Below are 23,997 nucleotides of genomic sequence, written 5' to 3'. Positions count from 1 at the left end.
GGGAACAAGACATGAAAAACTCATCTTACAAGGTCCTACTTGCCGCTGTGGGTCTGACCGCGATTCTGTATGGACCAGCAAGTGCTCAAGAAAATGTTGTTGTTGGTCTAGATGCATCGAATCCACCGTTCGCCTCTGTCGGGGCAGGCGGCAAGCTTCAAGGCTTTGATGTCGACTTAGTCAACGCAATTTGCGCTGTAGAGAAGCTGAAATGCGAACTTCGGAACATCCCATGGGACGGTATCTTTGCAGCGCTCGACTCAGGCAAGCTCAATGTTGTCGCAGCAGGGCTGAACATCACCGAAGAGCGGCAGAAGAAATACGCGATGCCAGGGCCTTATCTCAATAGCCCATTCGCATATATCGTCACTGCATCCTCTACGCTCGATGGGACAAATGAAGGACTGTCAGGTAAAACGGTTGGAACTGTCGCAGCGTCAGCGATTGAGAAGTATCTCAACGCCAAAAAGATCCCAGGGGTGAACGTATCGACGTATGATAGTTGGGACGCAGCAGTGCTGGATCTCGATTCAGGACGTCTCGATGCGGTTCTCGGCGAACTTGTCTCGCTGCAGGTGGCATACATCAATGCGAAGCCAGGCGCATACAAAATTGTAGGAGAGCCAATTTCCGACCCCACATACTCCGGCCGCGGAAAGGGGTTGGCGATCCGTAAGGACGATAAAACGTTGTCCTCTACCTTCGACAAGGGCCTGGCAGCCATCATCGCCGACGGCACTCATGCACAGCTGACCAAAAAGTGGTTCGGTGCCGAGATGCCTGCCAAGTAAAAGGACTCTTGGGAACACAGGTATGCTCGCTACTATTCCATTCCTTGGTTACATCGTTGAGGGGCTCACGGTAACGGTTGGCGCGACACTCGTGGGTTTTCTTGGAGCGATGCTCATCGGTGCTGCTCTCTCGACGTTGGTCTCTGGGTCAACCAAGTTGCCGACTTTGGTGGCGAATGGTTACGTCACGGTATTCCGTGCTTTGCCGGAGCTGCTCTTCGTTTTTGTTGTCTACTACGGACTAGATATCGCAATGCGCGCACTGTCGGCGCGCATTGGCATCACACCGCTAGAAATTTCCCCTTTTGTCGCGGTGACCATCGCTCTAGCGGTCCAGTTCGGGGCATATTGCGCAGAGATTTTTCGAGATGCCAGGACGGCGATACCTATTGGCCTGATTGAGGCAGGTGAGGCCATTGGCCTTTCGGAAGCGAGGGTTAGAACGCGCATCGTTCTTCCGCTGATGTTCATCAACGCAACCCCTGCGTTAGGCAACATTTTCCTCGTCATCTTGAAAGTATCCGCTCTCGCTTCCGTTATTGGACTCGAGGAAGTTACACGCCGCGCAAAAGTCGTAGCGGGGGCGACAAGAGAGCCGTTCGGTGCCTTTGCCGTGGCTGCAATCTGCTTCTTAATCGTAACCGCGATTGCGACTGCTGTGCAGCATTACATCGAGCGACGCACCCATTTTGGACGAGGTCTTGCGTAGTCATGACGACCGATGTTTTTCTTTCGCCTGACCTCTGGCTCGGAATGCTTCGCGGTGTTCAGATTACAATCGCTATCACGATCCTCTCGACTGTGTTCGGCCTGATCGGGGGCATTGTTATCGCGCTGATGAACCACTTTGGCGGAAGCGCAGCGCGCTGGTTTGCACGGACATACGTGTTCTTCTTCCGAGGCGTACCGCTGCTGATCCTGCTGTACTTCCTATACTTCGGCGTTCCGCAGATTTCGTTGCTACGCAGTGGACCTCTTTGGACTTATGTGTTCAGCTCGCCATTTGCGACCTGTGTGCTAGCGTTCAGCCTTAACAACGCGGCTTACTTAGCCGAGGTTGTAAGGGGAGGCATCCGAGCGATCAAACCGGGTGAGATCGAGGCGGGACACGCCCTTGGTCTGTCTGGACGAAAGGTTCTTCAACGCATCGTACTGCCATTGGGTTTACGCAACTGCCTGTCCGGTATCGCGAACGAGGTCATCTTCACGATCAAAGCATCGGCAGTGGCCAGTATCATCACCGTTCGCGACCTGTTTAGCGAAGCGCAGCGCATTGGCACTGTCTATTCCGACAACCTAACACCTCTGATTGCCGCCGGGATATTCTATGTGGTGCTCGTTCAGATCGTTGAATGGGGCGCCAGGTTCTTGCGGTCATACATGCATGGCGTGTCGAAGTCGGGCGCTAGCGACCCCAAGAGTGTCAGCAACCTTCAAATTTCACCGGTACCGGAAAACCCGAAACTCACTGAACTCTGAGCAAAATATTGGGCTCTGCCTCAAGTCTCCGGCGATCACACCATTGTCGGCACCCACACGGCCAGCCTTGCACCTTACACCTTGAAAAGGAAAATCAGCAATGGAAAGACCAATTAGTGACTTTGCTCCGGCCGACGCCAACCGCACACCGCGGTTCGCAGATGTTGCGACTTTCATGCGATCGAAAGCCCTCCCGCTGGAGCACGCAGGCGATATTAATGTCGGTATTGTTGGCGTTCCGTTCGATCTTGGAACGGTATACCGTGTCGGTAGCCGGCATGGGCCGGCGAGCATCAGAGAGCAATCGCGGCCAATCAAACCGGTCAATTTCCATACGAAAGTCGCCCCCTTCGAAATCGCGCGAATTGCGGACCTGGGTGATACACCAGTTCACCCCTTGAGCACTGACGCGAGTCTTGAGATCATCACGGATTGGTTTAACCAGATCCGTGATTGTAGCGTGAGGCCGCTCGTGTTGGGTGGGGATCACACGCTTTCTCTCCCTGTGCTGCGCGGGTTAGCTCGCGATGGGGCAGTCGGGATGATTCAGTTCGACGCTCACAGCGATACGAGCGACGAGACGCGAGGCATGAAAATCAGCCATGGAACGCCATTCCGCCGGGCCGTCGAGGAAGGCCTAATCGACCCCAAACGGGTGATCCAGATCGGGCTAAGGGGTACGGCGTATTCATCCGACGACAACGAGTGGGCCCGGGAGGTCGGCATCACCATGGTCACGATGGATGACTTCGAAGCAAAGGGACGCGACGCTGTCATTGCGGAAGCTCGGGCCGTTGTCGGCGACCTGCCTACCTATATCACGTTCGACATTGACGGCTTAGACCATTCGCATTGTCCCGGCACGGGCGTTCCCGAACCGGCTGGGTTCTCGATGCGTGATGCTCTGGTCATCCTTCGGGGGCTACAAGGGATTGACGTCATCGGCGCCGACGTCGTCGAGGTTTGCCCGCCCCTCGACGTTGGGGACATGACAGCCCGCAATGCCGCTTATCTTGGTTTCGAATTGCTGTGCCTTCTCGCAGTGGCATCTCGGAATCGCTCTTAACAGCTAGGAAGGCCGGCAGGAGGAGAAATCGCCTGCCGGCATATCCGAAATGGATGAGGGGCGGGCTGCGCCCCGCCAAGGTCCGGGTTCAGCAATGCGGTCCAAATCGATTGCCTGGGCTGGGTGAACTTTTTATTTGACGGAAGAACTCGATGACGATTCAGACGCCCCTCCGGCCATCCGACACGATAGCTGCGCTCGCACAGGCACGTAGCTCGGATACTCTGAAATCAGCAGACCTGGTCGAGCGGGCACTTAATCGCGCCGAAGCCTTAAGAAGTGCCGGTAGCCACGCGCTTACAAGAGTGTGGCGCGAAGAGGCACTTGCTGCTGCCCGCTACGAAGACCGGTTGCAGGACCAGGGTGTGCTTGCGCCGTCCTTGCTTGCTGGCATGCCGATCGTCGTAAAGGACAATTGTGACGTTCGAGGCGACATCACGCAGGCCGGCTCAGGATCACTTAGCAATGCGCTGCCTGCTCAACGAGATGCAGACTGCGTGGCGCACCTGCGAGCAGCCGGAGCGATCATCGTCGGAAAATCGAATATGTCAGAGTTTGCGTGCGCAAACACTGGGTTCAACGAGGTTTTTGGCACGCCGACCAATCCGCGTGACCCGTCTCGCCTCGTTGGAGGATCGTCCTCGGGCGCCGCAGCTGCGGTTGCCGATGGCTCTATGGTGGCTGCACTTGGCTCAGACACTGGCGGGTCAATCAGAGGTCCAGCTGCTCTGTGCGGCCTAGTTGGCTTCAAACCTTCAGAAGGACGGGTTTCTACGAGAGGCGTCCTACCGCTTTCAACGACACTTGACACACTCGGTCCGATTGCTCGTTCTGTCGAATGTTGCGCGATCATGGATGCGGTTCTCGCTGCCGAAACATGGCGGCCACTCCCCGAATATCCGCTTCAAGGGGTTTCGTTGGGTGTTCTTCAGGATCTCGTGCTCGACGACCTGGATCCTTCGGTCGCGTCGGCCTTCGAGAATGCTCTTCGGGTCTTAAGAGAGGCTGGAGCAACGGTTACAGAATTCACATGGGCCGAGCTTCAGCGTCGGGATTGGCGGAAAGTCTATACGATATTCACGCGCAGCGAAATGTACGCCAATCACGGGCGTTTCGCGGAGGAAAACGGTCAGTTGATCGAGCCAAGACCGTTGGAGGTCATACTATCGGGTCGCTCGATTTCGCCGCAGGACCGTACTGAGGCCTTGGCATTCCGACGTAAAGTAGTGCTCGACGCGCACGATATCATATCCCGGTTTCATGCAGTGGTAATGCCGACGGTTCCCGTAGTTGCACCTCTAATTTCAACGCTTTCGGATCCAGAGCAAGCGGCACGGGTCGAGCAGATGATTGGCCGGAATAATGAACCGGCGAACTTCTTCGATTGCTGCGCGGCAACCGTTCCGTGCCAGCCCATGGGAGAGCTTCCAGTCGGCTTCTTAATGATGGCGAAGAACGGTGAAGACCGGCGGGTCCTCGCTATCGCACATGCCGTTGAGAATACGTTCAGAGCGCGAGGGCTTGGATAAGCACGGACGGTTTATCTCCGTTTGGCTCGATCGAAGATAGTTACATAGTTACAGTAATTGCATGCGAGGGAGGGTGATGATGGTAGTTGAGGCTGCTGACAATTTGCGTTTCGCGGAAAATGGCTTGGCCGAATCGGAGCTCGTCCACCGCCTTGGCGAGTTGCGAAAGAACGATTTTGTCTGGAATGATCCGCATAATATGAAGGCGGCGTATTATGCCGGTGACGATGTCTTTAGGATCGCCCGAGAGACTTATGCGGCATTCCATGGCGACAATCTGCTCTATCAAAAGCTGCTTTATCCTAGCCTTGCGCAAATGTCGGCCGGCGTCGTCGCAATGGCGCTTGAATTGCTTAGAGCGCCGAGCGGTGCGGGAGGGACAATCACCTCAGGCGGCACAGAAAGTATCATTTTGGCAGTGAAGGCCGCTCGAGGTTGGGCGCGGTCGGAGCGGCCCACCAAGTCGGTACCCGAAATCGTCGTCGGGTATACATGTCATCCCGCCTTCAACAAGGCAGCCGACCTGATGGGTTTGAAGGTGGTACGACTGCCACCAACCTCGTCCTTTCAGGTTGACGTTGAGACGATGCGCAAGCATATCACGGAGAATACGATCATGATTGTCGGATCGGCGCCGGCCTATCCGGTCGGGTGCATCGATCCCATCACGCAGCTTGCGGAGCTTGCTCAGGCTTATAACCTTTGGCTCCATGTTGATGCGTGTGTTGGAGGCTTTTTCCTGCCTTTCGCTAGAGAGATTGAGGATATTCCGGCGTTCGACTTTTCTGTGAAAGGCGTACGGTCCATGTCCGTCGATCTTCACAAATACGGCTACACAAGTCGTGGCGCGTCGCTTGTTCTTCTGTCGGACAAGCAGCATGAGCAATACCATCGCTTCGTGGTTGAGGATTGGCCCACAGGCCAATTTGGTACACCGACAATCTCAGGATCCCGACCAGGCGGAGCGGTTGCTTCCGCATGGGCTGTCATGAATTATATGGGTCGGGCGGGCTACCGGCAGCGAACTCAAAAGATCATCGAAGCACGCCGCGCTATCATTGGAGCGGTAGCACAAATGGATGAGGTCTGCCTTCTTGGCGAGCCGCACGCTGGAATCGTTGGAATCGGGGCGGCAAAAGGTATCGACATGCGAGCGGTGCGTCAGGGCCTGATGGATCGAGGCTGGCGATTCGCCTCATTGGCAAAACCCGTTGTAGGTATCAATATCTTGCTCAACTACACTCACGGTGAGCATGTTGAGGCCTTCATCACTGATCTGAGGAATGCGATCGATGATGTAAAAACTGGGAACTCTCCCAAGACATTCACCGAAGATTATTATGGTGGATGATCCATTCAGAGCATCCCGGGCATATCCTGCGGCCTGGAAGTAAACTGGGCGGTCGCCGGGTATGAACTGGATAAGGGTCGAGCCGACGGCGTTTCATTAGCCGTTGATGGGTCGCACGACTCTAGTGTCCGCCGTCAGCGCTAGTGAGACGATTAGTGCGCATCGACACACTTTGGCCGGTTAATCAATGATGCTCAGAAGCGCCACAGTCTTGCCTGCTCCGTGCGAATGAGATCGGGCCATCACGGAAGGCGGGAGCATCGTACAGTGTTGGGCCAGTGATTATGACACGTCTGCCTTCCCTGAGTGCGCTGCGAGCCTTCGAAGTCGTGGGACGAACCCGCAGTGTGCGGGCTGCCGGAGAGGAGTTAGCCGTCAGCCCGACCGTGATATCGCGGCATCTGCAAAACCTGCAGAGCGATATTGGCATCGATCTGGTCGAACCTCACGGGCGTGGATTAGCTCTTACAAAGTCCGGTGAAGCGTTTCATGCCCAACTCACCCGGGCGTTCGATCTTTTACGCCAAGCTGTTCACGACGCCAGACCCATCCAACGTGAAAGTCTGCACATTTGGTGTATCCCGGGCATTGCGAACCGGTGCCTCTTGCCCCGCCTGCCTGAATTGCAGAGACACCTCAAGACCTCTGAGATTATCTTACAACCGACGCTTTCGCGGCCAGACTTCACGCGTGCGGAAGCAGACGCTGAGATTGTTTATATAGACGAGCTTGAAGAAAAATCGAGTGTGAGGGCTGAGCTGCTCGCGCGGCCTCAAGTCCTTGCAGTCGCCAGTCCTTCACTTCGAGTTCGATACCCTGCCATCACCGGCCCGTGCGACCTGCTTAGCCTCCCACTGCTGCATGAAGAGTCTACCCAGCAATGGGAGCGTTATCTCCGGCAAATGGGCCTTGGGGAAATACCTCCCCTCCGCGGGCCACGCTTGTGGCATGCGCATCTGGCCATTGAGGCGGCCCGCCTCGGCCAGGGTGTAGCGCTTGCGAATAGACTCTTAGTGGAGGACGATCTACGAGCGGGCCGTCTTGTGGAGGTCATAGCGTCTGATGTCCGGCTAGGTGGATATTACCTGATTGCGCCTCAGGGGCATTGGCGAGACCCAGCGATGAAGGTGTTGCACACCTGGCTCAAAAGCATATTACGCGAGGATGGCGGGACTGATGCCTCAAATGCATCAATGCTGACAAATAGCTGATGGTTTGGTGGGGCGGCATTGATTTAGTTTCGGTGTCATCAACACTTGAGATAGCCCCATGACAACGAACGCCGATCTTCTAACTCGCCGCAATGCCGCTGTTGTTCGCGGTGTCGGGCACTCAACACCCCTCTCAGCCACGCGCGCGCGCAATTCGGAGCTGTGGGATGTCGAGGGCAAGCGCTATGTCGACTTCGCTGGCGGCATTGCCGTAGTGAACACCGGTCATTGTCACCCCAAGATCATCGCTGCAGTCCAGCAGCAGATGGAGCGCTTTACTCATACCTGTTTTCAGGTGGTCATGTACGAGCCTTACATTGCCTTAGCCGAACGGCTCAATGCCCTGGCTCCGATCTCGGGTCCGCTCAAGTCGGTTTTTTTCACCACTGGCGCTGAGGCGACCGAGAACGCCGTGAAGATCGCTCGCGCCGCAACAGGTCGCTCGGGTGTAATCGCCTTCACCGGCGGCTTCCATGGCCGCACGATCATGGCCTCGGCTCTGACAGGCAAGGTCGTGCCTTACAAGAAGGGACTAGGGCCGGCGATGCCAGAGGTCTGGCATGTGCCGTTCCCGACTGTCCAGAATGGCGTTTCTATTGAAGATGCGCTGAAGTACTTGAACTTCATCTTTAAGGCCGATGCCGATCCGTCGCGGATTGCTGCGATCATTGTTGAACCCGTGCAGGGGGAGGGCGGCTTCCACCAGGTCCCCCCCGCGCTCATGCGTGCCTTACGACGCGTTTGTGACGAGAATGGCATTGTTCTCATTGCCGATGAGGTGCAGACGGGCTTTGGCCGGACCGGCAAGATGTTCGCGATGGAACACTACGATGTATCTCCCGACCTGATCTGTGTGGCTAAGAGCCTGGCAGGCGGTTTCCCTCTCTCTGGCGTCATTGGTAAGGCTCCGATCATGGATGCGGCCGACCCAGGCGGTCTGGGCGGCACCTATGCGGGCAACCCGCTCGCCTGCGCCGCCGCTTTGGCTGTTCTTGACGTATTCGAAGAGGAGCGGTTGCTCGAGCGTGCCGAGTTGATCGGCCAGCGCCTGCGTAATTGGCTGGAGCGGCTTCAGGGAAGGAATGATCTGCTACCGATTGCCGATGTTCGCGGCCCTGGTGCGATGGTGGCGTTCGACATCGTGAAGGACAGCGTCAGTAGCGAGCCTGATGCCGCAGCTACAAAGCGCGTGGTGCAGCGCGCTTACGAGAGCGGGTTGATCCTTCTGTCGTGCGGTACCAATGCGAACACTATCCGGATTCTGGTGCCGCTGACCGCAGAGGACACGATTGTCGATGAGGGGCTTGCAATTTTGGAGCAGGCTCTCGCAGCCTAAAGCGCTGGTATAGGGGCGGCTACTTCCGAGCTTCGTCGCGCAGCTAACCCTGAGCATCGGTTCAGCAGAGCCGTCGGCACGTCGTTACACCTATTTCGTACTATTCGTGGAGCCTTCCGATGACAGCCCACCATAAACCAACCGATCGCCGCACTATCGGGCTAAAGGATCCGTCGCTTCTGGTAGGGCAAGCCTATGTGGCAGGGGAGTGGATCGATGCCCCGGACGGCCGGACCATTCCCGTCACCGATCCCTTCGACGGCGCGCTGATCCTGAGCGTGCCCGACCTTGGTCCCGAGGCGGCGCGGCGCGCCATCGACAAGGCCCATGCGGTGCAGAAGGACTGGGCGAAGCGCACGGCCAAGGAGCGCAGCCAGATCCTGCGCAAGTGGTACGATCTGATCCTCGCCCATGCCGACGATCTGGCGCTGATCCTCACCACCGAGCAGGGCAAGCCGCTCCCTGAGGCCAAGGCCGAGGTGATCTCGAATGCGGCCTATATCGAGTGGTTTGCCGAAGAGGCCAAGCGCATCGACGGCGACGTCATTCCCGGCGCCACACCGTCCCAGCGCATCGTGGTCTTGAAGCAGCCGGTCGGGGTCTGCGCCGCGATCACGCCGTGGAACTTCCCCAATGGCATGATCACCCGCAAGGTCGGCCCGGCGCTCGCCGCCGGCTGCACCATGGTGCTGAAGCCCGCCGCGCAAACCCCGCTCTCGGCCCTGGCGCTCGCCGTGCTGGCCGAGCGGGCCGGGGTGCCGAAGGGCGCGTTCTCGGTGATCACCGGCGAGGCCAAGCCGATCGGCGAGGAGTTCTGCCACAACCCGAAGGTGGCCAAGATCACGTTCACCGGCTCGACCGGGGTCGGGCGCTGGCTGATGAAGGAGGCGGCCGACGGCATCAAGCGGCTGTCGCTCGAGCTCGGCGGCAACGCGCCGTTCATCGTGTTCGACGATGCCGATCTCGACGCGGCGGTCGAGGGCGCGATGGCGTCGAAGTTCCGCAATGCCGGCCAGACCTGCGTCTGCGCCAACCGCATCTACGTGCAGGCAGGCGTGGCCGAGGCCTTCGCCGCCAAGCTTGCCGCCAAGGCCAAGGCGCTCAAGCTCGGCCGCGGCACCGAGGCCGGGGTGAGCATGGGGCCGCTGATCGACGAGCGCGCCGTGGCCAAGATGGAGGAGCATGTCGCCGACGTGTTGGCCAAGGGCGGCACGCTGGTGGTGGGCGGCAAGCGCTCGGACCTCGGCAGCACGTTCTTCGAGCCGACGGTGATGACCGGGGTGACGCAAGCGATGACGGTGACCAAGGAGGAGACGTTTGCGCCGCTGGCGCCGATCATATCGTTCACGGACGAGGCGGAGGTGATCGCGATGGCGAACGACTCGGAGTTCGGGCTGGCGGCGTATTTCTATGCCCGGGACATGGCGCGCGTCTGGCGCGTGGCGGAGGCGCTCGAGAGCGGCATGGTTGGGGTGAACACAGGTCTTATGACCACTGAGATGGCACCGTTTGGCGGGGTCAAGCAATCCGGTCTCGGTCGGGAAGGCTCCAAGTATGGCATCGAGGGCTTCCTCGAAATCAAGTACATCTGCCTTAGTGGAATATAGGCACCAGTCACAAAAGGCATGCCCTGATCAATCTGGTTGATGGAGTGGCGGTCGAAGAGATCGTGGCCAAGACTTAGGCCGAGTTCAAGATCGCTCTGAACGGCGGCCGCTCCAACGCGGCTTGAAGGAGACTCCAATGGCGCGGCGCAAATCGTTCTATCCAATGTTCTCTCCCAGCCTCTCCAATGCCCTGCTCCTTGAGCCAGATCAGCTCGAACAAAACATCCTCCTCGCTTACGTGCAGCTGGCCGCTATGCCGGACCAGGTCAACGGCGCGAGAACAGCAACGGTGGCGAACTTCGGATCAGTGGAGGTGCGTCTGACAGAGCTGACGCAGATGGAAGACACGCGGCGTCATATCCCTTCATTTTGGCTGGAGGTATACTCCCATACCGCCCACACAATCATCGATAGCTGCGGGTGCTTCGAGTTCAACGAAGCTGAACTGGCCGCTGCTGCCGAGCTCATCTGCGAAGCCAAAAGGATAGATGAGACAGCACTAAAGGCTGATGCCGTAGCTGCGGCGACTCGCCTCAGACCTCACGGCGACCGAGGGATGCGCGCTTGAGCATGTCTGGCGGAATTGTCTTCAATCTTGTGAATCGCAGGCCAGGGGCTTGCGCCGGTCTCCCTGTCGGCCACGCCGGCAGCGGAGGAGGTGGCCTCCGTTCCGGCCATCTTGTCTCCCTCTGGCAGGGAGATGTCCTCTGGGACGGTCCTCCCAAACTTAGGCTCGCTCGGCATCGCCGCAGCGAGCCCCTTTTTCGGATTCAGAGGAGTGTCACGCGTCGCGCAATACAACCCCAGGCGCAGGCTGCTCCTGGCAGGGGGTCGGTACCTTGGGCTTCCTGACCAAACTCCTTCCGGACCGGATCATCTCGCGGGACTGCAGCATTGGCGCCCTCAAGACCTCCAGTTCGTGATGGCCGCCGCCTATGGCATTGAGACCGTCCGCTAGGATGATCCTGCCATCGACATGTCTCAGTATGCGGCAGTGTCAGCGATATCCGCACGAGCTTCGACCCTGACTCAATGACAAATCTCGGCCCAGAGCACGCAGACGGTTATCTCACCTACACGGCACCGCGCAGCCGGACTGGTGAAGTGCCCATTCGATGACGGCTGTGGTTACCCTTGAGTTCAACGAGCCTATTCCAGTCTCCTTGTCGCCACGGTTGACCCTCGATCCATACAGGACTGATCCATGCTTGACACTGCCAGCACACTCACAGTCGACAACAAGTCCGTGGAACTGCCGGTCAAAGAAGGCACCATTGGCCCGAGCGTCATCGACATCTCGAAACTCTACGGCCAGACCGGGATGTTCACTTACGATCCCGGCTTCACCTCGACGGCGGCGACCGAGTCGAAGATCACCTATATCGATGGCGACAAGGGCATCCTGCTCTATCGCGGTTATCCGATCGACCAGCTCGCCGAGCACGGTGACTTCCTCGAGACCTGCTATCTGCTGCTCTACGGAGAGCTGCCGACCGCGGCCCAGAAGGCCGATTTCGACTACCGCGTCACGCGCCACACCATGGTGCACGACCAGATGAACCGGTTCTTCACCGGCTTCCGCCGCGATGCGCACCCGATGGCGATCATGGTCGCCTGCGTCGGCGCCCTTTCGGCCTTCTACCACGACTCCACCGACATCTCGGATCCGCACCAGCGCATGATCGCGTCCATGCGCATGATCGCCAAGATGCCGACGCTCGCTGCGATGGCCTACAAGTACTCCATCGGCCAGCCCTTCGTGTATCCGCAGAACGATCTGGACTATTCGTCCAACTTCCTGCGCATGTGCTTCGCGGTGCCGGCGGAAGAGTACAAGGTCAACCCGGTGCTCTCGCGCGCTCTCGACCGGATCTTCATTCTGCACGCCGATCACGAGCAGAACGCCTCGACCTCGACCGTGCGTCTGGCTGGCTCCTCGGGTGCCAACCCGTTTGCCTGCATTGCGGCCGGCATCGCCTGCCTGTGGGGACCGGCTCACGGCGGCGCCAACGAAGCGGCGCTGAAGATGCTGGAGGAAATCGGCACGCCGGATCGCATTCCGGAATACATCGCCAAGGCGAAGGACAAGAACGACCCGTTCCGTCTCATGGGCTTCGGCCACCGGGTCTACAAGAACTACGACCCGCGCGCCCGCATCATGCAGAAGACCACCCATGAGGTGCTGAACGAACTCGGCATCAAGGACGATCCGCTCCTCGATGTGGCCGTGGAGCTCGAGCAGATCGCGCTCAAGGACGAGTACTTCGTCGAGAAGAAGCTCTACCCGAACATCGACTTCTATTCCGGCATCACGCTGAAGGCGATGGGCTTCCCGACCTCGATGTTCACGGTGCTGTTCGCACTGGCCCGCACGGTCGGCTGGATCGCCCAGTGGAGCGAGATGATCGAAGACCCGTCCCAGCGCATCGGCCGCCCGCGCCAGCTCTACACCGGATCATCTCAGCGCCCGTACATTCTGGAGACCCTTCGTGGATAATCAAAATCTCTTTTCTTGGCAGGATAGCCGCACAACAACCCAGTGGGTCTATACCTTCGGGGACGGCAAGGCTGAGGGCCAGGCGGGGGTGAAGAACCTGCTCGGTGGCAAGGGGGCCAATCTGGCCGAGATGTCCAACTTAGGCCTGCCGGTGCCTCCGGGCTTCACCATCACGACGGAAGTCTGCACCTATTACTACGACCACGGCCGCTCCTATCCGCCGGAGCTGAAGGCCCAGGTCGAGCAGGCGCTCACCTATGTCGGCAAGCTCACCGGCCGCACCTTCGGCGATGCCGCCAATCCGCTCCTCGTCTCCGTCCGCTCTGGCGCCCGGGTCTCCATGCCCGGCATGATGGACACGGTGCTCAATCTCGGCCTCAACGACGTCACCGTCGAGGCGCTGGCCAGGGGCGCGGGCGACGAGCGCTTCGCCTATGACTCCTACCGCCGCTTCATCACCATGTATTCCAACGTGGTGCTCGACATCGAGCATCACCACTTCGAAGAGATCCTCGACGAGTACAAGGACCGCAAGGGCTACTCGCTCGACACCGACATGACCGCCGCGGACTGGAAAGCCATTCTCCCGCGCTATAAGGCGCTGGTCGAGAAGGAGCTCGGCAAGCCCTTCCCGCAGGAGCCGCACGAGCAGCTCTGGGGCGCCATCGGCGCCGTGTTCGGCTCCTGGATGAACAACCGCGCCATCAAGTACCGTGAGCTGCACAGCATTCCGGCGAGCTGGGGCACGGCGGTGAACGTGCAGGCCATGGTGTTCGGCAACATGGGCGAGACCTCGGCCACCGGCGTCGCCTTCACCCGCAATCCCTCGACAGGCGAGAAGGAGCTCTACGGCGAGTTCCTGATCAACGCGCAGGGCGAGGACGTGGTGGCGGGCATCCGCACGCCGCAGGACATCACCGAGAAGGCCCGCATTGCGTCCGGTTCCGACAAGCCTTCGATGGAAGGCGCGATGCCGGACGCCTATGGCGAGCTGGTGCGCATCTACGGCATTCTCGAAAAGCACTACCGTGACATGCAGGACATGGAATTCACGGTCGAAACGGGCAAGCTCTGGATGCTCCAGACCCGCAACGGCAAGCGCACGGCGAAAGCCGCCTTGCGCATCGCCGTGGAACTCGCCTCCGAGGGCCTGATCACGCAGGAGGAGGCGATCACCCGCGTCGAGCCGGCGGCCCTCGACCAATTGCTGCATCCCACCATCGATCCCAAGGCCGAGCGCAAGATCCTCGCCAGCGGCCTGCCGGCCTCGCCGGGTGCTGCGTCCGGCGAGATCGTGTTCAACTCGGACGATGCGGAAGCGGCCAAGAAGGCCGGTCACAAGGTCATTCTGGTGCGCGTCGAGACTTCGCCTGAGGACATCCACGGCATGCACGCGGCGGAAGGCATTCTGACCACCCGCGGTGGCATGACCTCGCACGCCGCCGTGGTGGCCCGCGGCATGGGCAAACCCTGCGTCTCGGGCGCCGGATCGATCCGCGTCGATTATGCCAAGCAGACGCTGACGGTGGCGGGGCAGACGCTGAAGAAGGGTGATGTGCTGACCATTGACGGTTCCAACGGCCAGGTGCTGCTGGGGCAGGTGAAAATGCTGGAGCCGGAACTCTCTGGCGAGTTCGCCACGCTCATGGGCTGGGCCGACAAGGTGCCCCACATGAAGGTGCGCGCCAATGCGGAAACGCCGCTCGATGCCAAGACCGCGCGCAACTTCGGCGCGGAGGGCATCGGGCTCTGCCGCACGGAGCACATGTTCTTCGAGGGCGACCGCATCGTTGCTGTGCGCGAGATGATCCTCTCCGACGACGAGGCTGGCCGCCGGGCGGCGCTTGCCAAGCTGCTGCCGATGCAACGCCAGGACTTCGTCGAGCTGTTTTCGATCATGAGCGGTCTGCCCGTCACGATCCGCCTGCTCGATCCGCCGCTGCACGAGTTCCTGCCGCATTCGGAAGAGGAGATGGAGGAGGTGGCAAGGGCCATGAACGCCTCCGTCGACAAGCTCAAGCACCGCGCCCGCGAGCTGCACGAGTTCAACCCGATGCTCGGCTTCCGCGGCTGCCGTCTGGCCGTCGCTTACCCTGAGATCGCCGAGATGCAGGCGCGCGCGATCTTCGAGGCGGCGGTGGAAGCCGGCAAGACGACGGGCCGGCCGGTCGTGCCGGAGGTCATGGTGCCGCTGGTGATGACGAAGGCGGAACTCGACCTTGTGAAGGAGCGCATCGTCGCCATGGCGGAAGCCGTGGCCAAGGAAAGCGGTGTCGCCGTCGAGTATCAGGTCGGCACCATGATCGAGCTGCCGCGTGCGGCCCTGCGTGCGGCTGAGATCGCGGAATCGGCGGAGTTCTTCTCGTTTGGCACCAACGATCTGACGCAGACGACGCTCGGCATCTCGCGCGACGACGCCGCCTCCTTCCTCGGCCCGTACACGCAAAAAGGGCTGCTGCTGGCGGATCCGTTCGTGACCATCGATCAGGAGGGGGTCGGCGAGTTGGTGAAGCTGGCAGTGGAGCGCGGCAAGAAAACCCGTAGCAACATCAAGCTCGGAATCTGCGGTGAGCACGGCGGCGATCCGGCGTCGATCCATTTCTGTCAGTCGGTCGGACTCGACTACGTGTCCTGCTCGCCCTACCGCGTGCCGATCGCCCGCTTGGCCGCCGCGCAGGCAGCGCTCGGCGACAAGGCCGCGAGTCAGGCCTGATCGGTGGAACAGCGCGTGACGCCTCAAGCGCTTGCGGTGCACTCATCTGAAGCGAGAGCAGACTGACCTGTCCTCGATCAAAGCAAGGGAGACCTGGAGCCATGAACCTGCAGGAGGTAGAAGCCGTGGCCCGAGCCCTCTACGAGATCCAAGTGGAGGGATGGGGCTGGCATCGCGAACCCGAGCGGCTCAAGGAGAAGTTTCGCGAGGAGGCCCGAGCAGCCATTGCTGTCCTCGATAAACATGACAAGCACAGTCGCACCTCGAAGTCAGTTCAGTCGCTCTCGTCTCATGGCGCTAAGCCAGATTGGGCTGCATTCTTTGTCACGGCCGATAAGAGAAGAAAGCACTAAGCCGGAGAGGAATTATAGAATACATATCTCTTGAAGTTTGATTGGCTGCTACGGTAGTAAGTCAGGCGACTAAATATGCCTTACTACTGGCTTTCCAGCGCCCTGCGAGTGCGTTGACTTAATTGCTGTACGGACATTCGCTGCAACGGCAGGGTCAATCAGGCTTACGAGCGATGTCGCGCTGTCTTTCCCGCGCTAGGCAGATGCAGACGTGAATTCGATTCATGAAGGTGATGATGGGACGGATGCTGCCTTGATGTGATCGAGATCAAGAATGTGGCTTCTGATTGGTTCAGCTGATCGAGCAAAGGGTAACTTGATGAGTCATTTCTCCTCATCGAATGCACCAGCGGTCACCATCCCGTTGCTTCAGGAGCAGGCTCGCGACGGTCGGCGGCTTGTGATGAGCACCGCCTATGATGCCGTCACGGCCCGCCTGGCCGATCCTGTTGTCGACATGCTCCTAGTCGGTGACAGCGTTGGCAACGTGTGTCTCGGCTTCGACAACACGCTGCCGGTGAGCATGGCGATGATGAACCATCATCTCGAAGCGGTGGCCCGCACCAAGCCCCGGGCCTTGCTCGTCGCCGACATGCCCTATCTCAGCTATCACCTCAGCCTCGACGACACCTTGTGCAATGCCGGCGGCTTTCTCCAGCGCGGGGCGGCGGCGGTGAAGCTGGAGGGCGGCGCCAAGCGTGTCGAGACGGTCCAGGCGCTCGTGGAATGCGAGATCCCGGTGATGGGGCACTTGGGCCTGACGCCGCAGAGCGTGCATGCCATGGGCGGCTTCAAGGTGCAGGGCAGGGGAGCCCACGACGCTGTCCAAATCCTCGAGGATGCGCATCGGCTCCAGGAGGCTGGCTGCTTTGCGCTCGTGCTCGAGGGCATCCCGTCCGAGCTGGCGGCGCGGATCACCCACACCCTCAGCATCCCGACCGTCGGCATCGGGGCCGGGCCACACTGCTCGGGCCAGGTGCTGGTCCTGCACGATGTACTCGGATTGACGCAGGAGCACAGGCCCAAGTTTGTCCGCACCTACATCGATGGCTTTGATCTGCTGCAGCAGGCTTTGGCGCACTGGGCCGAGGACGTGCGCCGCGGCGCCTTTCCAGCGCAGGCGGAGGCCTATGCCCTGCCGGCCGAGGCCCACGAGGCGGTCGCCGCCTGGGCACCAAACTCCTCCACCGCCAGCGCCTGAGGCCCGCCGATGCAAACCTTCCGCACGATCAAAGCACTGACTCAGTGCCTGAAAGGCTACCGCACCGCAGGCCTGCGGGTCGGCTTCGTGCCGACCATGGGTTTCCTGCACGCGGGCCATCGCGCGCTCATTGCTGAGAGCGTCGCCCGCTGTGACATCACCGTGGTGAGCATCTTCGTCAATCCGACCCAGTTCGGCCCGAACGAGGATCTCGACCGCTATCCCCGTGCCCTGGAAGCCGATCACGATCTCTGCCGCACGGCCGGCGTGAACCTGATCTTCGTGCCCGACGCGAGCGAGATCTACCCACCCGGCTTCCAGACCTACGTCGAGCCGGGACCTGTGGCCGAGCCGCTGTGCGGCGCCGTTCGGCCCGGGCACTTCCGCGGCGTGGCCACCGTGGTGAGCAAGCTGTTCGCCATCGTGCAACCGGAGGTCGCCTTCTTCGGCCAGAAGGATTTTCAGCAATGCGCCGTGATCCGGCAGCTGGTGCGCGACCTCAACCTGAATGTCGAGATCGTGACGGTGCCCACCGTGCGCGAGGCCGATGGGCTGGCGCTCAGCAGCCGCAACAGCTACCTGAGCGCCGCCGATCGCGCGCGCGCCCGCTGCCTCAGCCGCGGCCTGTTCGCGGCCCACGCGGCCTTTCAAGCCGGAGAGCGCGACAGCCAGCGACTGGTTGATCTTGCCCGTGCCGCCATGACGGAAGTCAACCGGCTGCAGTATCTCGAGTTGAGGAATGCCGAGACGCTGGAGGCGATCCCAGAGCTAGTTGAGCGGCCGGCGGTGCTGTGTGTTGCCGCCTATGTCGGGACCACGCGCCTGATCGACAACGTGCTCCTGACCCCTCCGCCGACAGCTCTGTCCGATCACGAGCTAGAGTTGGTCTCGCGTGCGATCGGTCGGCAGGCCACGGTCGCCGCGGAAGGGCCTCAAGCATTATGACGGCACGATCCGACACCGATGCTCTCATTCAGGAGCTGAGCACCCGCCTGATCGCTGGGGCAACGGCGACTGAAACCCTTCTCTCCTGGTGCGACGAGCATGGCCTTTCGCAGGGACCGATCAGCATTGCGTGCCGTCCGCGACAAGTGCTCGCGGCCGTGTCGGAGGAGGTTAGAGTTGCTTTAGCTCCCGCCGCACGGGAAACCGTCCATTTCCGGCAGGTTCAACTAAGGCGTGGCCCTCTGCCGCTCGCGATGGCGGAGAATTGGTCCGTGCCCAGACGCCTGGCGGCGGGCATGAACGATGTTCTGCAAGCCACCGATGTGCCGTTTGGAACCGTCGTTGCTTCGTTCCGTCCCTTCCGTCGCGCCCTCGTAGCGCACGTTCGGCCCCGCGCGGCTGATCCCCGCGAGGATCTGTTGCGGCTCAGCGCCTCAGATAACCGGTCGCGATCAGATGTCATCCTGGAGCATCAAGCTGTGATCTGCAGCGCGACCGGGACAGCGCTCGCGCTCGTGCAGGTGAGGTTTTTCTCCAAGCTCGTACTGCCGTTTTCACGGAGAAAGCATCTGATAACCCGGATCTTTTGAGAGATGTCATGTTGAACAGCATTGTGAACTATTGGCCACGAGCAACCATCGATCTTTGTCTCGTGGCCTCTGCCGCGTCATCGGCGTTCACGGCCATCTACTTATGCTCTCAGCTGCCGTAGGGATCGCATGGCAACTTCAGAATCTGCCGCAACCTGCCCTCGGCGATCATTAAAAGGAGACCCTATGTCGGCGCAAACTGCCCCCATCCAACCCGTGCGTGTCGGCGAAAGCGCGTCTTGGACACGCAAAAAAGCACGCGAATTTTATGATGCCCCGTTCAACGATCTCCTGTTCCAGGCCCATGCCGTCCATCGCCAGAACTTCGACCCTAACCGCGTGCAGCTCAGCCGCCTTCTCAGCATCAAGACCGGCGGCTGCCCCGAGGATTGCGGCTATTGCAGTCAGTCGGCGCACTACGCGTCCGGTATCAAGGCGTCGAAGCTGATGGATGTGGACACGGTCATTGACGAGGCGAAAAAGGCGCGCGATGCCGGCGCGACCCGCTATTGCATGGGCGCGGCCTGGCGCGGCCCGAAGGCCCGTGACATGGTCGCGATCGCGGCCATGATCGAGGGCGTGAAAGCGCTCGGCATGGAGACCTGCATGACCCTCGGCATGCTCGACCGGCATCAGGCCGAACAGCTGAAGGAGGCGGGCCTCGATTACTATAACCACAACATCGACACGTCCGAGCGCTACTACAGCGAGATCATCACGACGCGTGGCTTTTCAGACCGGCTGGACACGCTCGCCCATGTGCGCGAGGCCGGCATCAAGGTGTGCTGCGGTGGCATCGTCGGAATGGGCGAAACTGCGCTCGACCGGATTGACCTGCTGGTGACACTCGCCAACCTACCGGAGCCGCCTGAGAGCGTCCCGATCAACATGCTGATCCCGATCCCCAGTACGCCGCTGGCCGACGCCGACCCCATCGATCCGATCGAGTTCGTGCGCACGATCGCGCTTGCCCGCATCATGATGCCGATGTCGCATGTGCGCCTGTCCGCCGGCCGCACGGCGATGACCGACGAGATGCAGGCGCTCTGCTTCTTCGCCGGCACCAATTCGATCTTCATCGGCGACACGCTGCTCACGGCAGACAATCCGGGCCAGCACAAGGATGCTACCCTCTTCCGCCGCCTCGGCATCAAGCCGATGGCGATTGAAGCCGCGGAGCCCGGCCATTCATGATGGGCGCAGCACTCCTCGACCGCTACGAGGCGACGCTTAGGGGCCTTGCACGCAAGAACCGGCTCCGAGGTCTCCTGCCGCGGGTCGGGTTTGACTTTGCATCAAATGACTATCTTGGCCTGGCGACCGCGCAGCGGCTCAGGGCAAGGCTGGCGGAGGCGCTCGCCGAAGGCACGCCGGTCGGCGCCGGTGGTTCGCGGCTCCTGCGCGGCAACTGTCCCGAGCACGAGGCGCTCGAGGAGAGGGCGGCCGCCTTCTTCGGCGCTGAGCGCGCGCTTTATTTCGGCGGCGGCTACGTGGCGAACTTCGCCGTTCTGACGACCCTTCCGCAGAAGGGCGACCTCATCGTCCTCGACGAACTCGTCCACGCGAGCGCGCATGAGGGAGCACGGGCCGGCCGGGCCGAGGTGGTCGCGGCCCCGCACAATGACGTTTCGGCAATTGAGGATGCGATCCGCGCCTATCGCGCGGCCGGCGGCACGGGGCGTGCCTGGATCGTCGTCGAAAGTCTCTACAGCATGGACGGTGACCGCGCCCCGCTCGGCGATCTCGTCGCGCTCGCCGACCGTTGCGAAGCCTTCCTCTTCGTTGACGAGGCCCATGCGACCGGTCTCTATGGGCCGGACGGGCGAGGCCTTGCGGCCGAATTCGAGGGCCGCGACAATGTCGTCGTCCTTCATACCTGCGGCAAGGCGCTCGGCGGCTCGGGCGCGCTCCTCACGGCCCCGCGGACGCTCGCCGATTTCCTGATCAATCGCTGCCGGCCCTTCATCTATGCGACCGCACCGCCGCCCTTGATGGCGATTGCCGCGCTGGAGGCACTCGCGATCCTGCGCGAGGAGCCCGAACGGCGCGAGCGCCTGGCGGAGCTCGTCGCCTTCGCCGGGCAGCAACTTGTCGACCGCTGCGGTCGCATGCCGAGCGGCTCCCAGATCCTGCCGGTCGTCATCGGCGACAATGGCCGCACGATGGCGCTCGCCGCGGCCTTGCAGGCACGCGGATTCGATCTCCGCGGGGTGCGGCCCCCGACCGTCCCGGAAGGCACGGCACGGTTGCGCATCTCGCTCACGCTCAATGTTGATCATGCCGCCGTATCGGCCATGACCGAAGCGCTCGCAGAAGAGCTCGGAGGGCTCGCCGCATGACGCTCAAGATCGTCGTCTCAGGGACCGACACCGGTATCGGCAAGACCGTCTTCGCCGCAGGACTCACAGCGCTCCTCGACGGCCTCTACTGGAAGCCGGTCCAGGCCGGCCTTGGGGACGAGACCGACTCCGAGACGGTCGCACGTCTGTCTGGCCTTCCCGCGTCTCGGATCCTTCCGGAGGCGTGGCGGCTGACAACACCGGCCTCGCCGCACCTTGCCGCTGCGCTCGACGGCGTCGTGATCGACCCCGATGCGCTCGTCCTGCCTCAGACGGATCGGCCGCTCGTCGTCGAGGGGGCAGGGGGGCTGCTGGTGCCGCTGACTCGCGCGACGCTCTTCATCGACGTCTTTGCCTGCTGGGGTGCGCCGGTGGTGCTGTGTGCTCGGACCGCGCTCGGCACGATCAATCACACGCTTCTCTCGATCGAGGCGCTGCGCCGGCGCGCGATCCCGATCCTGGGCGTCGTCTTCATCGGCGACGAGAGGGAGGACACTCAGCGCATGATCGCGGAATTGGCGAGGGTGCGGGTTCTCGGTTGCTTGCCGCGGCTTAATCCCTTGACGCCGGAGGCGTTGCGATCGGCCATGAGAGACAGCTTCGACGCAACTTTGTTTGATGAGGTCCTCTCATGAGTCGATCGGCGGTTTGGCACCCGTTCACGCAGCACGCCCTTGAACCGGCCCTGCCGACGATCGTGCGCACCGACGGGGCCTACCTGGAAAGCATCGATGACCGCCAGATCCTCGATGCTATCTCGTCCTGGTGGGTGGTGACCCATCGCCATCGGCACCCGGCAATCGTTGAGGCCATTCGGTCGACCGCGGAGCAACTCGACCAGATCATCTTCGCCGGCTTCACGCACGAGCCGGCTGTGGAACTCGCCGCTGCCCTCGTCGCCATGGCCCCGGCCGGCCTCGACTGGGTTTTTTATTCCGACAGCGGGTCGACCAGCGTCGAGGTCGCGCTCAAGATGGCGCTCGGCTACTTCCGCCATACCGACCGGCCTCGCTCGCGCGTCATTGTGATGGAGCACAGTTACCACGGTGACACCATCGGGGCGATGAGTGTCGGCACGCGCGGCGTCTTCAACGCGGCCTATGAGCCGCTGCTCTTTGAGGTCGACACCATTCCGTTTCCGGCCTCCGGCCGGGAGCAGGAGACGCTCGACGCCTTCGAGTTGTTCACGCGCGACTGCAACGCGGCGGCGCTGATCGTCGAGCCGCTGGTGCTCGGTGCGGGCGGCATGCGGATGTATCCGGCCCGCGTGCTCACGGAGCTGAAGCGGATTGCCGAGGCGTCGGGAACGCTGTTCATTGCCGACGAGGTCATGACCGGCTGGGGCCGGACCGGCTCGCTGTTTGCCTGCGAGCAGGCCGGCATCTCGCCGGACATTTTGTGCACGTCGAAGGGCCTGACCGGTGGCGCGATCCCGCTTGCCGCGACGCTTGCCACCGATGCGATCTTCCAGGCGCATTATGCGCCGGACCGCAGCCGGACGTTCTTTCATTCGAGCTCTTATACCGCCAACCCCATCGCCTGCGCCGCGGCGTTGGCCAATGTCCGGATCTGGCAAGACGAGCCGGTCATGGAACGGATTGCAGCGCTCTCGCGCCTGCAGGCCGAAGGCGCCGGCCGCTTTGCGGGCGATCCCCGCTTCGCCGAGGTCCGGGTTAGCGGAACGATCGCGGCCTTCGAACTGGCGGTCGCCAATCCCGGCTATCTCGCCGGGATTGGCCCGAAGCTGCGCGCCTTCTTCCTCGAGCGCGACCTTCTGGTGCGCCCGCTCGGCAATGTGATCTATCTCTTGCCGCCGTACTGCGTGAGCGCCAGCGAGCTCGACCGGCTCCATGACGCGGTCGACAGGGCCGCCGACCTCGCGGGGCAGGCCCTGTGACCCGCGGCGCCAGGATCATCGGCCTCGGCCATCACGCGCCGGCGCGGACCGTACCCAACGCCGAGATCGAGGCCTCCCTCGGCCTGGACCCCGGCTGGATCGAGAGGCGGACCGGCATCCTGTCGCGCCGATGGGCGGAGCCGTCCGACACCCTGTCCGGGCTGGCTGCAAAGGCAGGCGAGAGGGCGCTTGCGATGGCAGACCTTGACCGCGCCACGGTCGGCCTGCTGCTGCTGGCAACCTCGACGCCCGATCATCTGCTGCCGCCCAGCGCACCGCTGGTCGCCCACCGCCTCGGCCTGGCTCGTGCCGGTGCGGTCGATCTCGCCGGCGCTTGCGCCGGCTTCATCTATGCCTTGACCTTCGCCGACGCCTTCGTTCGCCTGCAGGGCAAACCGGCGCTGGTCATCGCCGCCAATATCCTCAGCCGCCGCATCAACCCCTCCGAGCGCGCCAGCGCCGTGCTGTTCGCCGACGCCGCCGGCGCCGTCCTTCTGGCCCCATCGTCCGATCCCGGCCACGGCGTCCTCGGTGCCGCGCTGGACTCCGACGGAGCAGGCTACGGCCTGATCCAGATTCCGGCGGGCGGCAGCCACTGGCCGTTTGCCGGAGATCTCGACGTTGCCGCAACCCGCATGACCATCGCGGACGGACGTGCCGTGTTCACCAAGGCGGTTGCGATGATGGCGCGCTGTTCAGCCGAGGCGCTGGCGGCAGCGGAGGTTCCGGTTCAGGCCGTGGATCGCTTTGTTCCGCACCAAGCCAATGCCCGCATTCTCGAGGCCGTGGCCGACAAGCTCGCCATAGATAAAAGCAAGACGATGACCACTGTCACGGAATACGGCAATTCGTCGGCTGCCACGATCCCGCTGTCGCTCTCCCTGTCTCACCAGGCCGAGCCGCTACGGCGGGGCGAGACGCTGCTCCTCGCCGCGGCCGGCGCCGGGCTGACCGGCGGTGCGCTCGTGGTGGGCCTGTAGCCGCGCGGGTCGTCCATCGAAGAGCGGAGGGAGAGTGCGCAAATTCATCGCCGGCAAGCTGCCTGGCAGCCATGACATGGATGCCAGTAGGAGTCAGCGCAAGATGTGATGG

Annotated in this window: 21 protein-coding genes; all 21 read left to right on the top strand. The window is 61.6% G+C overall.

Features of this window, described 5'->3' with window-relative positions; translation table 11 throughout:
- Positions 1-11 precede the first annotated feature (11 nt).
- The 21 genes from JO965_RS26415 to JO965_RS26315 all read left to right on the top strand — a co-directional run bounded on the left by JO965_RS26415 (position 12) and on the right by JO965_RS26315 (position 23,885).
- Complete coding sequence (locus tag JO965_RS26415; protein ID WP_203445080.1) at positions 12-791, top strand: transporter substrate-binding domain-containing protein; 780 nt, start codon at positions 12-14, stop codon at positions 789-791.
- A 22-nt stretch (positions 792-813) separates the two neighbouring features.
- Positions 814-1,500 (top strand): amino acid ABC transporter permease, encoded by a 687-nt coding sequence (locus JO965_RS26410; RefSeq protein WP_203445079.1) that lies wholly within the window; start codon positions 814-816, stop codon positions 1,498-1,500.
- A 2-nt stretch (positions 1,501-1,502) separates the two neighbouring features.
- Positions 1,503-2,270, top strand: a complete 768-nt coding sequence (locus JO965_RS26405) for an amino acid ABC transporter permease (protein WP_203445078.1) — start codon at positions 1,503-1,505, stop codon at positions 2,268-2,270.
- 100 nt (positions 2,271-2,370) lie between these two features.
- Positions 2,371-3,336, top strand: a complete 966-nt coding sequence (gene speB / locus JO965_RS26400) for an agmatinase (protein WP_203445077.1) — start codon at positions 2,371-2,373, stop codon at positions 3,334-3,336.
- Between the two features lie 152 nt (positions 3,337-3,488).
- A complete protein-coding gene (locus JO965_RS26395) occupies positions 3,489-4,865 on the top strand; it encodes an amidase family protein (protein WP_203445076.1) in 1,377 nt (458 codons plus the stop codon).
- Between the two features lie 76 nt (positions 4,866-4,941).
- Positions 4,942-6,216: an aspartate aminotransferase family protein gene (locus JO965_RS26390; RefSeq protein WP_203445075.1), complete on the top strand. Its 1,275-nt coding sequence runs from the start codon at positions 4,942-4,944 to the stop codon at positions 6,214-6,216.
- Positions 6,217-6,500: 284 nt separating this feature from the next.
- Positions 6,501-7,427 (top strand): LysR substrate-binding domain-containing protein, encoded by a 927-nt coding sequence (locus tag JO965_RS26385; RefSeq protein WP_371826924.1) that lies wholly within the window; start codon positions 6,501-6,503, stop codon positions 7,425-7,427.
- Between the two features lie 58 nt (positions 7,428-7,485).
- Positions 7,486-8,763, top strand: coding sequence for a 4-aminobutyrate--2-oxoglutarate transaminase (gene gabT, locus JO965_RS26380; RefSeq protein WP_203445073.1), 1,278 nt, complete (start codon positions 7,486-7,488; stop codon positions 8,761-8,763).
- 119 nt (positions 8,764-8,882) lie between these two features.
- Complete coding sequence (locus JO965_RS26375) at positions 8,883-10,370, top strand: NAD-dependent succinate-semialdehyde dehydrogenase (RefSeq protein WP_203445072.1); 1,488 nt, start codon at positions 8,883-8,885, stop codon at positions 10,368-10,370.
- Positions 10,371-10,506: 136 nt separating this feature from the next.
- A complete protein-coding gene (locus JO965_RS26370) occupies positions 10,507-10,938 on the top strand; it encodes a hypothetical protein (RefSeq protein ID WP_203445071.1) in 432 nt (143 codons plus the stop codon).
- Positions 10,939-11,574: 636 nt separating this feature from the next.
- The gene (gene gltA, locus JO965_RS26365; RefSeq protein WP_203445070.1) at positions 11,575-12,867 is read left to right on the top strand and encodes a citrate synthase; all 1,293 of its coding nucleotides are present in this window, start codon (positions 11,575-11,577) and stop codon (positions 12,865-12,867) included.
- Positions 12,860-15,580, top strand: coding sequence for a pyruvate, phosphate dikinase (gene ppdK, locus JO965_RS26360; RefSeq protein WP_203445069.1), 2,721 nt, complete (start codon positions 12,860-12,862; stop codon positions 15,578-15,580). The genes gltA and ppdK overlap by 8 nt, the downstream gene beginning before the upstream one ends.
- Before the next feature lie 101 nt (positions 15,581-15,681).
- Entirely contained in the window at positions 15,682-15,933 is a 252-nt protein-coding gene (locus tag JO965_RS26355; protein WP_203445068.1) for a hypothetical protein, read from the top strand.
- Between the two features lie 319 nt (positions 15,934-16,252).
- Positions 16,253-17,134 (top strand): 3-methyl-2-oxobutanoate hydroxymethyltransferase, encoded by an 882-nt coding sequence (panB, locus tag JO965_RS26350; RefSeq protein WP_203445067.1) that lies wholly within the window; start codon positions 16,253-16,255, stop codon positions 17,132-17,134.
- Between the two features lie 9 nt (positions 17,135-17,143).
- Positions 17,144-18,079: a pantoate--beta-alanine ligase gene (gene panC / locus JO965_RS26345; RefSeq protein WP_203445066.1), complete on the top strand. Its 936-nt coding sequence runs from the start codon at positions 17,144-17,146 to the stop codon at positions 18,077-18,079.
- Complete coding sequence (locus JO965_RS26340; protein WP_203445065.1) at positions 18,076-18,669, top strand: hypothetical protein; 594 nt, start codon at positions 18,076-18,078, stop codon at positions 18,667-18,669. The genes panC and JO965_RS26340 overlap by 4 nt, the downstream gene beginning before the upstream one ends.
- 186 nt (positions 18,670-18,855) lie before the next feature.
- Positions 18,856-19,863 carry a biotin synthase BioB gene (gene bioB / locus JO965_RS26335; RefSeq protein WP_203445064.1) on the top strand — a complete coding sequence of 336 codons (1,008 nt, stop codon included), beginning with the start codon at positions 18,856-18,858 and terminating at the stop codon, positions 19,861-19,863.
- Positions 19,863-21,008, top strand: coding sequence for an 8-amino-7-oxononanoate synthase (locus tag JO965_RS26330; protein ID WP_203445487.1), 1,146 nt, complete (start codon positions 19,863-19,865; stop codon positions 21,006-21,008). The genes bioB and JO965_RS26330 overlap by 1 nt, the downstream gene beginning before the upstream one ends.
- Positions 21,005-21,643 carry a dethiobiotin synthase gene (gene bioD / locus JO965_RS26325; RefSeq protein ID WP_203445063.1) on the top strand — a complete coding sequence of 213 codons (639 nt, stop codon included), beginning with the start codon at positions 21,005-21,007 and terminating at the stop codon, positions 21,641-21,643. The genes JO965_RS26330 and bioD overlap by 4 nt, the downstream gene beginning before the upstream one ends.
- Positions 21,640-22,905: an adenosylmethionine--8-amino-7-oxononanoate transaminase gene (locus JO965_RS26320; RefSeq protein WP_203445062.1), complete on the top strand. Its 1,266-nt coding sequence runs from the start codon at positions 21,640-21,642 to the stop codon at positions 22,903-22,905. The genes bioD and JO965_RS26320 overlap by 4 nt, the downstream gene beginning before the upstream one ends.
- Positions 22,902-23,885: a beta-ketoacyl-ACP synthase III gene (locus JO965_RS26315; protein WP_203445061.1), complete on the top strand. Its 984-nt coding sequence runs from the start codon at positions 22,902-22,904 to the stop codon at positions 23,883-23,885. Before JO965_RS26320 ends, JO965_RS26315 begins: the two co-directional genes overlap by 4 nt.
- The last annotated feature ends 112 nt before the right edge of the window (positions 23,886-23,997 follow it).

The sequence above is a fragment of the Microvirga sp. VF16 genome (assembly GCF_016864375.1).
GTDB lineage: Bacteria > Pseudomonadota > Alphaproteobacteria > Rhizobiales > Beijerinckiaceae > Microvirga.
The sequence above is the reverse complement of the archived record's forward strand: the minus strand, read 5'-3'. Positions and strand labels throughout refer to the sequence as shown.

Bases quoted from the DNA above. Each gene is read 5' to 3' on its own strand.
- JO965_RS26415 (WP_203445080.1), top strand. From the start codon at position 12: ATGAAAAACTCATCTTACAAGGTCCTACTTGCCGCTGTGGGTCTGACC.
- JO965_RS26370 (WP_203445071.1), top strand. From the start codon at position 10,507: ATGGCGCGGCGCAAATCGTTCTATCCAATGTTCTCTCCCAGCCTCTCC.
- JO965_RS26330 (WP_203445487.1), top strand. From the start codon at position 19,863: ATGGGCGCAGCACTCCTCGACCGCTACGAGGCGACGCTTAGGGGCCTT.
- JO965_RS26375 (WP_203445072.1), top strand. From the start codon at position 8,883: ATGACAGCCCACCATAAACCAACCGATCGCCGCACTATCGGGCTAAAG.
- JO965_RS26390 (WP_203445075.1), top strand. From the start codon at position 4,942: ATGATGGTAGTTGAGGCTGCTGACAATTTGCGTTTCGCGGAAAATGGC.
- JO965_RS26395 (WP_203445076.1), top strand. From the start codon at position 3,489: ATGACGATTCAGACGCCCCTCCGGCCATCCGACACGATAGCTGCGCTC.
- JO965_RS26385 (WP_371826924.1), top strand. From the start codon at position 6,501: ATGACACGTCTGCCTTCCCTGAGTGCGCTGCGAGCCTTCGAAGTCGTG.
- bioD (WP_203445063.1), top strand. From the start codon at position 21,005: ATGACGCTCAAGATCGTCGTCTCAGGGACCGACACCGGTATCGGCAAG.
- panC (WP_203445066.1), top strand. From the start codon at position 17,144: ATGCAAACCTTCCGCACGATCAAAGCACTGACTCAGTGCCTGAAAGGC.
- panB (WP_203445067.1), top strand. From the start codon at position 16,253: ATGAGTCATTTCTCCTCATCGAATGCACCAGCGGTCACCATCCCGTTG.
- JO965_RS26405 (WP_203445078.1), top strand. From the start codon at position 1,503: ATGACGACCGATGTTTTTCTTTCGCCTGACCTCTGGCTCGGAATGCTT.
- gltA (WP_203445070.1), top strand. From the start codon at position 11,575: ATGCTTGACACTGCCAGCACACTCACAGTCGACAACAAGTCCGTGGAA.
- JO965_RS26410 (WP_203445079.1), top strand. From the start codon at position 814: ATGCTCGCTACTATTCCATTCCTTGGTTACATCGTTGAGGGGCTCACG.
- JO965_RS26320 (WP_203445062.1), top strand. From the start codon at position 21,640: ATGAGTCGATCGGCGGTTTGGCACCCGTTCACGCAGCACGCCCTTGAA.
- bioB (WP_203445064.1), top strand. From the start codon at position 18,856: ATGTCGGCGCAAACTGCCCCCATCCAACCCGTGCGTGTCGGCGAAAGC.
- gabT (WP_203445073.1), top strand. From the start codon at position 7,486: ATGACAACGAACGCCGATCTTCTAACTCGCCGCAATGCCGCTGTTGTT.
- JO965_RS26355 (WP_203445068.1), top strand. From the start codon at position 15,682: ATGAACCTGCAGGAGGTAGAAGCCGTGGCCCGAGCCCTCTACGAGATC.
- JO965_RS26340 (WP_203445065.1), top strand. From the start codon at position 18,076: ATGACGGCACGATCCGACACCGATGCTCTCATTCAGGAGCTGAGCACC.
- speB (WP_203445077.1), top strand. From the start codon at position 2,371: ATGGAAAGACCAATTAGTGACTTTGCTCCGGCCGACGCCAACCGCACA.